A 732-nucleotide genomic window follows, 5' to 3' on the forward strand; every position below is an offset into this window, starting at 1 on the left:
TACAAAGGAGAAAAAAAGAAGACAACCAAGCCCAATAATGGACTGGCCGCCTAATAATAAAAACTCTAAAAGTTGTAATTTAAAATAGTTCTTTAAATTATATACCCACCACATTTGGTGGAGAACCCTAAAAAGAGGGAGCCTAGGATAAATTAACGTCCTGGGCTTTACAATGTTATATTGGCAGTCATCGACAGAGTTAAAATGAGCTTATAACAATGGGGCCCCAACACAGAGAATTTCGAAAAGAAATTCTACAGGCAATGCAAGTTGGGGTGTGGGCCCCAACACAGAGAAATTGGATTCCCAATTTCTACAGACAATGCAAGTTGGGGTGGGACAACGAAATAAATTTTGCGAAAATATCATTTCTGTCCCACTCCCTTATGCATGAGTTTTACTCATGTAATTTTATTTTTAAGGACATATTACATCTGGCTAATGTGTAAGAGCCACTACATAATAAATCATTAGTGGTTCTTTATTATTTCTATCTCACTCCCTCTAAACAAGAATAAATATCAAAATGAATCGATATTTTAGACAACCATTGATTAAACGTTAAAGTTAAAAGTAAGAATAACAGCAGATAGTCCAACAGGATGTAGCCGATTGGATAAACAGTCTGAGAAGCGGGGCATTAAAATGACGGTACAAAGTGCATATATACATATTCCATTTTGTGTAAGAATATGTACATATTGTGATTTCAATAAATATTTTATACAGAAT

At 34.4% G+C, this 732-nt stretch carries 1 protein-coding gene; it reads left to right on the forward strand.

Translation table 11 applies throughout. The features are described from left to right. Positions 1-645: 645 nt before the first annotated feature. On the forward strand, positions 646-732 hold an 87-nt coding region (locus IDG60_RS22915), incomplete at its 3' end, for a hypothetical protein (RefSeq protein WP_241013394.1).

It is taken from the genome of Staphylococcus sp. EG-SA-2, from assembly GCF_017152085.1.